Origin of the sequence: Kitasatospora sp. NPDC059571 (assembly GCF_042735675.1) — a bacterium.
GTDB lineage: Bacteria > Actinomycetota > Actinomycetes > Streptomycetales > Streptomycetaceae > Kitasatospora.
The window spans coordinates 1-6,375 of the sequence record NZ_JBHWBW010000454.1 but is presented as its reverse complement, the minus strand read 5'-3'; the positions used below and the strand labels follow the sequence as shown (position 1 = coordinate 6,375).

The 6,375-nt window shown below is 74.6% G+C and carries 8 protein-coding genes; 2 read left to right on the top strand and 6 right to left on the bottom strand.

What is annotated here, in order from left to right; all coding sequences use genetic code 11:
• Window positions 1-76: 76 nt before the first annotated feature.
• Window positions 77-259 (bottom strand): PspC domain-containing protein, encoded by a 183-nt coding sequence (locus tag ACFV0G_RS32685; RefSeq protein ID WP_380555839.1) that lies wholly within the window; start codon window positions 257-259, stop codon window positions 77-79.
• Window positions 260-628: 369 nt separating this feature from the next.
• Here ACFV0G_RS32685 and ACFV0G_RS32680 point away from each other — a divergent pair, with 369 nt between their 5' ends.
• On the top strand, window positions 629-1,399 hold the full coding sequence (locus ACFV0G_RS32680; RefSeq protein WP_380555837.1) for a hypothetical protein: 771 nt from the start codon (window positions 629-631) through the stop codon (window positions 1,397-1,399).
• Here the strand turns inward: ACFV0G_RS32680 and ACFV0G_RS32675 are convergent.
• The 4 genes from ACFV0G_RS32675 to ACFV0G_RS32660 are packed head-to-tail and all read right to left on the bottom strand — an operon-like array spanning window position 1,317 to window position 4,514.
• Window positions 1,317-1,982 carry a VanZ family protein gene (locus ACFV0G_RS32675; RefSeq protein ID WP_380555835.1) on the bottom strand — a complete coding sequence of 222 codons (666 nt, stop codon included), beginning with the start codon at window positions 1,980-1,982 and terminating at the stop codon, window positions 1,317-1,319. The genes ACFV0G_RS32680 and ACFV0G_RS32675 overlap by 83 nt on opposite strands.
• Before the next feature lie 53 nt (window positions 1,983-2,035).
• Window positions 2,036-2,320: a hypothetical protein gene (locus tag ACFV0G_RS32670; RefSeq protein WP_380555833.1), complete on the bottom strand. Its 285-nt coding sequence runs from the start codon at window positions 2,318-2,320 to the stop codon at window positions 2,036-2,038.
• A complete protein-coding gene (locus tag ACFV0G_RS32665; protein ID WP_380555831.1) occupies window positions 2,317-3,807 on the bottom strand; it encodes a sensor histidine kinase in 1,491 nt (496 codons plus the stop codon). The genes ACFV0G_RS32670 and ACFV0G_RS32665 overlap by 4 nt, the downstream gene beginning before the upstream one ends.
• Before the next feature lie 26 nt (window positions 3,808-3,833).
• Window positions 3,834-4,514, bottom strand: coding sequence for a response regulator (locus ACFV0G_RS32660; RefSeq protein WP_380555829.1), 681 nt, complete (start codon window positions 4,512-4,514; stop codon window positions 3,834-3,836).
• A 268-nt stretch (window positions 4,515-4,782) separates the two neighbouring features.
• Here ACFV0G_RS32660 and ACFV0G_RS32655 point away from each other — a divergent pair, with 268 nt between their 5' ends.
• On the top strand, window positions 4,783-5,733 hold the full coding sequence (locus tag ACFV0G_RS32655) for a SigE family RNA polymerase sigma factor (RefSeq protein ID WP_380555827.1): 951 nt from the start codon (window positions 4,783-4,785) through the stop codon (window positions 5,731-5,733).
• A 166-nt stretch (window positions 5,734-5,899) separates the two neighbouring features.
• On the opposite strand, the gene ACFV0G_RS32650 is transcribed toward ACFV0G_RS32655, so the two are convergent.
• A partial coding sequence (locus ACFV0G_RS32650) for a PucR family transcriptional regulator (RefSeq protein WP_380555825.1) occupies window positions 5,900-6,375 on the bottom strand: 476 nt, incomplete at its 5' end.

The following is a 6,375-nucleotide window of genomic DNA, read 5'->3' as shown; positions in this document are numbered from 1 at the left end:
GGGCCGCCCCCGTCGGGGGCGGCCCTGCGCCGTACTGCCGGTCGCCGCGCCGCTCCCACGGCCGGTGACCGGTGCCTCAGGCCTCCTGCGGGAGCAGCAGCCACAGCGCCAGGTAGATCAGGAACTGCGGGCCGGGCAGCAGGCAGGAGACCAGGAAGAGGATCCGGACGGTCCACGGCTCCAGGCCGAAGCGCTCGGCGAGCCCGGCGCAGACGCCGGCGATGACGCGGTGGTGGCGGGGGCGGGCGAGGGTGCTCATGGCTCGGACTCCAGGTCTCACGGCCCGCTCCGGTCCTTCCGGCGGGCACATCTCCATCCTGGCCGCCCGGCGGCCCCGGATCGTCAGCCGTTGTGCGGATCCGGGCCCCTGACCTCTCACCGGGACGGCGGAGCCGTGCCTCGGGGTCGGTCTCGGGGGCGTCCCCGAGACGGCTGCCGGGGCGGGGCCGGTGCCGGGGTGGAAGTAAAGGCGGCGTAAAGAGGTCTGAGGGCGGTGCGGACGCCTGTTCGGCGGGTGGGAGGCTGGGGCGGCCGCTCGCGGGAGGAGCGGCCCGGGTGGGACGGGGGTCCGCCGGGCCCGGCCCGCGGCGGATCAGAATCCCGCTCCCTGCCGAGGAAGTTCTCCGTCATGCGCACCACACGGCCTCTGGCCGCCGCCCTGCTCGCCTCCGCCGTCCTGTCCGCCGCGACCGCCTGCGGGCCGACCGCGGCCCCGAGCGGCGCGGCGCAGGCCGCCCCCGCCCCCACCGCCGCCTCGCCCTCCCCGGCCGGGATCGAGGCGCTGACGGCCGAGCAGATCCTCCGCAAGGCGGAGGCCGCGAGCGAGCAGGTCACCTCCGTCCGGCTGAGCTTCGACGTGGCGGAGTCCGGCGAGCGCTTCAAGGGCTCGGTCGCCGAGGACAAGTCGGGCAACTGCGCCGGCACGATCGGCAAGGGGAGCGACGGCTCGTTCGACGTGCTGCGCACCGGCGGCACGGTCTGGATCAAGCCGGACGCGGTGTTCTGGGACAAGTCCGTCGCCCCCGGCAGCTCCAAGAAGCTCGGCGGCAAGTACCTGAAGGGCAGTGCGCAGGCCGGGTCGCTGAAGAGCATGGCCACCTTCTGCGACCTGGGCCTGCAGATCCTCAAGGGCCTCGGCAAGAAGGACGACGGCACCGACGACACCGTGGGCGGCACCAAGAGCGGCACCAAGCAGGTCGGCGCCGTGCAGGCCGTGGTCATCCGCGACCAGGAGACCGAGGTCGCGGTGGCCGCCCAGGGCGAGCCCTACCTGGTGGAGATGGTCCAGAGCGGCGCGGACGCCGCCACCATGTCCTTCAGCGACTACGAGAAGCCGGTGACGGTGACCAAGCCGCCGGCCGCGCTCGTCCTGGACGCCTCGAAGTACCTGAGGGGCTGACCGCGTCCCGCTGCTCCGCCGGGGGCCGGTGCACCGGCGGGGCGGCGGGCCGCTCGGCGAGGCGCCGCAGCAGCGCGCGCCCGGCCGGGACGACGGCGAGGTGGCAGACGGCGGCGCCGAGGGTGCCGAGCAGGATGTCGTCCACGTTCAGCACCCGGCCGGGCGTCCAGCTCTCCAGGATCTCGAAGCCGGTGGCCAGCAGTGCGGTGCCACCGGCCGTGCGCAGGAAGGACGTCGCCCACGGGGTGCGCAGCGGCCCGAGCGCGAACGGCAGCAGCACCCCGAGCGGCGCGATCGGCAGCAGTCCGGCGGCGATCTGGCGGACGCCCGTGTAACCGCCGATGGCCAGCGCCCGGTCGACCGAGGCGAACGGGGTCAGGTTGGCCGGGTACGTCCAGTTGACCGAGACCGGGCGCAGCACCAGCCAGCCGAGCACCGCGAGGTAGCCGACCAGCAGCAGCCGCGCCGCCGTCCGCAGCAGGGGGAGGGCCGTCGGCGGCAGTGCGCGGGCCGGTCCGTCCTCGGCCGGCTGCGCGTCCCCGGTCCAGGAACCGGTGCGGGTGGTGGTGCCATGTCGGTGCACACCCGGATGGACGCACCGTCCGTGCCGGAAGGTTCCCGCCGTCGCACGCCGGGTCAGGGGCAGTGCGAGGCGGTCGCGGTCGGCGACGGCACGGCGCTGAACACCGGGGCCGCGCTCCCGGTCCGCGCGGGCGCGGGCGTGCTCGGGCCGGGGCGCGTCCCGCCCTCGGCGGTCCCGGTCGGCGACGCCCCGGCCGCCTTCGGCACCTGGACGGGCGTGGGGCAGGCGGTGCGGCTGGCCGGCGCCCCGGCGTCCACCGGTACGGCGGTCGGGCGGATGCCGCAGCCGGCCGCCGCCGCGGCCAGCAGGAGCAGGGCGGCCGCCCTCCGTACGGTCACTGGGAGTCCTCCAGGGTCGGCGGGGTGAGCGGCAGGACGAGGGTGAAGACCGCGCCGGCGTCGCCGTTGGCGGCGGTGATGGTGCCGCCGTGTATCCGGGCGTTGGCCATGGCGATGGACAGTCCGAGGCCGCTGCCCTCGGAGCGGGCGCGGCCCTTGTCGGCCTTGTAGAACCGGTCGAAGACGTGCGGGAGCACGTCCTCGGGGATGCCGGGGCCGCTGTCGCGGACCTCGACGGCGACCCGGTCGCCGCCCTCCCGCCGGACGACCACCCGCACCGGGGATCCGCCGTGCTTGAGGGCGTTGCCGATCAGGTTGGCGAAGACCACGTCCAGGCGGCGCGGGTCGGCCATCAGCCGCAGCCCGTGCGGGGAGTCCACCTCCACCGCGTCGTACCAGGCGCGGCCGTCGATGCAGGACATGATCAGGTCGGCGATGTCGACCTCGTCGGCGACCAGCTTGGCGGTGCCCGCGTCGAAGCGGGTCACCTCCATGAGGTTCTCCACGAGGTCGGAGAGGCGGCGGGTCTCGCTGACCACCAGCCGCACGGCCGGCTCGATCATCGGGTCCAGCGCGTCCGCCTCGTCCTCCAGGATGTCGGTGACCGCGGTCATCGCCGTGAGCGGGGTGCGCAGTTCGTGCGACATGTCGGCGACGAACCGCCGGCTCTGCGCCTCGCGTGCGCTCAACTCCTCGACCTGGTGCGCCAGCGACTCCGCAGTGCGGTTGAACGTCCTTGCCAGGTCGGCGAGTTCGTCGCCGCCCTCGACCTCCAGCCGGGTGTCGAGCTTGCCCTCGCCGAGCTGCCGCGCGGCCTCGCCGAGCCGGCGGACCGGCCGCAGCACCGTCGCGGACGCGGCCTGCGCCAGCAGCGCCGAGCCGATCAGCGCGAGCAGCGTGGCGATCGCCAGCGACCAGCCCAGCGTGTTGAGGTCGGCCCGCTCGTTCTCCAGCGACTTGAACACGTAGGCCGTCGGGCCGGTGGGCACCACCCGGGTTCCGCCCACCAGGAACGGCCGGTTGCCGAGGTTCACCCGCTGCCAGTACAGGTGGTACGCGTACGGGTTGCCCGGCCCGACCGTGCGCGGCGTGCCGACCGCCTTGACCAGCGTGTCGGGAACGTCGGCCAGGGTGAACCGGGACGGGTCGGAGGAGACCTCGCAGCCCGGCAGCGCCGGATCGGTCACCACCACGTCGTAGTTCAGCCCGGAGGACGCCACCTGCTGGGCCAGGTCCGAGAGTTCGGCGCAGTTCGGGTCCAGCGGCAGCGCCGAGACGCTGCGCGTCAGCGAGACCCGGAAGTCGTTGAGCGCGGTGTCCTGGGCACGCTTGAGCACCGCGTCGCGGTTGAGCCAGTACGCGATGCCGGAGGCGGACACCGCGGTGATCAGCGCGACGGCGGCGAACACCGCTATCAGGCGGACCCGGAGCGAGCGCAGCCGCCGCCAGGGACGGCGGCGGCGCGGCGGGGTCTTGGGGTCAGTCAACGGGTCTCACAGCCGGTCGGGAACGGTCACTGCGCGGGCGGGTCGAGACGGTATCCCACCCCGCGCACCGTGCGGATCAGGGTCGGCGCCGAGGGCACGTCCTCGACCTTCGCCCGCAGCCGCTGCACACAGGCGTCCACCAGCCGGGAGTCGCCGAGGTAGTCGTGCTCCCAGACCAGCCGCAGCAACTGCTGCCGGGACAGCGCCTGACCCGGCCGGCGGCTCAGCTCCAGCAGCAGCCGCAGCTCGGTCGGGGTGAGCTGGAGGTCCTCGCCGTCCTTGGTCACGGTCATCGCCGAGCGGTCGATGACCAGCGTCCCGTACGTGGAGGAGTCCGAGCTCTCCCGCTCGCCGCGGCGCAGCACGGCCCGGATCCGGGCGTCCAGGACGCGCGGCTGCACCGGCTTGACCACGTAGTCGTCGGCGCCGGACTCCAGGCCCACCACCACGTCGATGTCGTCCGAGCGGGCGGTCAGCAGGATGATCGGCAGCTGGTCGGTCCGGCGGATCCGGCGGCAGACCTCGAAGCCGTCGATCCCGGGCAGCATGACGTCCAGGACGATGAGGTCCGGACGCTGCTCCTTGAACAGCTTCAGGCCGTCCTCGCCCGAGGATGCGGCGGCCACACGGTGGCCCTGGCGGGTGAGGGCGAGTTCGAGACCGGTCCGGATGGCGTCGTCGTCCTCGATCAGAAGGAGGAAAGGCACCCGCTCATTCTGGCCCACCCGCGCCCCTCCATCACCCACCCGGGTGGTTGCTGAACGGTCGCGGGAACCGGAGCGGCCCATTCAGGCGTCCGCCGGGGTGGAGGACGGCCCTGCGACGAGGGCCCCGGGGCTGTGACAGCCCTGTGACAGTCGGGCGACACCGCCATGACGACGGGCGGGCAGGATTTTCCTTGTCACCACGACGCACCGGAGACCACCGGGGCGGACGGTGACGGGAAACCGCACGTACCGACCATGGGGGCGCACGATGAACGCAACGCTTCTGACCCGCAGCACCGCGGCCGTCCGCGCAGCGCGTTCGACCGCCTCCCCGCGGACCAGGTACGAGGTGCGGACCGACGAATCGTCCGGTGCCGTGATCGTACGGGGGTGCGCACACCGCACCGGCGCCCACCGCCCCACCGGCGGAGGGCACCAGGGGGAGCTGTTCGGGATCGGCCACCGGGGGAACGCGGCCGACAGCGGCTCGACCCTGACGCTGCGCGGGATCCTCCCGCTCGGCGGCCAGGGCCGGGACATCCCGATGGGGGAAGGCCTGAACGGCGCCGGCTCGGGGGAGCCGGACGTCCGCCAGGCCGCAGGCGCCACGCTGCTGCGGCTCACCCCCGCAGCAGCCGGCGCCGAGGACGGTCGACAGGGAGGCGCGCAGGGGGAGCGCTCGAGTGCTGCGGAGGACCGCACCGCCGAGTTCACCGCGTACGTGCGCGAGCGCCGCGCCTCCCTGTACGCCACCGCCTACCACCTGACCGGCGACCGCTACGAGGCCGAGGACCTGCTGCAGAGCGCGCTCTTCAGCACCTACCGCGCCTGGGACCGGATCGCCGACAAGGCCGCGGTCGGGGGCTACCTCCGCCGCACCATGACCAACCTGCACATCTCCGCCTGGCGGCGCCGCAAGGTCAACGAGTACCCGACCGAGGAGCTGCCGGAGCAGGCCGGCGACACCGACGCCATGGGCGGCACCGAGCTGCGCGCCGTGCTGTGGCAGGCGCTGGCCAAGCTGCCGGAGAACCAGCGCACCATGCTGGTGCTCCGCTACTACGAGGGCCGCACCGACCCGGAGATCGCCGACATCCTCGGCATCAGCGTCGGCACCGTCAAGAGCAGCATCTGGCGCGCGCTGCGCCGGCTGCGCGAGGACGAGCAGCTCAACCGCACGGGTGACACCGCGCTCGCCTTCGGCGAGCTGGTCGCCTGAGCACAGCAGACTCCCGTCGGGGGACGGGTGAGGGGTTCGCGGATCGCGTCAGGCCGACTCGGGGGAGTGGCCGCCGACGGGGGACGACCGCAGCCCTGACAGGCAGGGGCCCGGTGCCGGGGAGAGGCACCGGGCCCCTGTCCGTGCTCCGCCGCCGGGCCGGGCCTCAGAGCGCCAGCCGCAGCTGGAGCCAGGCCGACAGCCGGTCGTCCGGGTGCTCCAGATCCAGCCCGAACAGCTGACCGGCCCGCCGGAGCCGGTACTTGAGCGTGTTCGGGTGGACGCCGAGCCGCTGCGCCGCGGCCGCCACCGAGCCCACCGCGTCCAGCCAGGCCGCCACCGAGCGGGCGTACTCCGTGCGGTGCTCCCGGTCGTGGGCCACCATCGCCGCCACCGCCGGGTGCCGCAGCTCCGGCCGGCGCGCCAGCTCGTCGGCGACCCGGGCCAGCAGCACCCGCGCATGGACGTCCGCCAGCCCGGCCACGGCGGCCGCCCCCGGATCGCCCGCGGTCACCCGCAGCACGTCGTCCACCTCGGCGCGCAGCGCCGGCAGCGCCTCCGGCTCGCCGGCCGGCCGGCTCACCGCGGCCCGCAGCACCCCGCCGCCGCGCGGGCCGCGCCCCGCCCCCGGCCGCGCCGCCA

Excerpts from the sequence above, each read along its gene's own strand:
- ACFV0G_RS32680 (WP_380555837.1), top strand. The coding sequence starts at position 629 with ATGCGCACCACACGGCCTCTGGCCGCCGCCCTGCTCGCCTCCGCCGTC.
- ACFV0G_RS32655 (WP_380555827.1), top strand. The coding sequence starts at position 4,783 with ATGAACGCAACGCTTCTGACCCGCAGCACCGCGGCCGTCCGCGCAGCG.
- ACFV0G_RS32685 (WP_380555839.1), bottom strand. The coding sequence starts at position 259 with ATGAGCACCCTCGCCCGCCCCCGCCACCACCGCGTCATCGCCGGCGTC.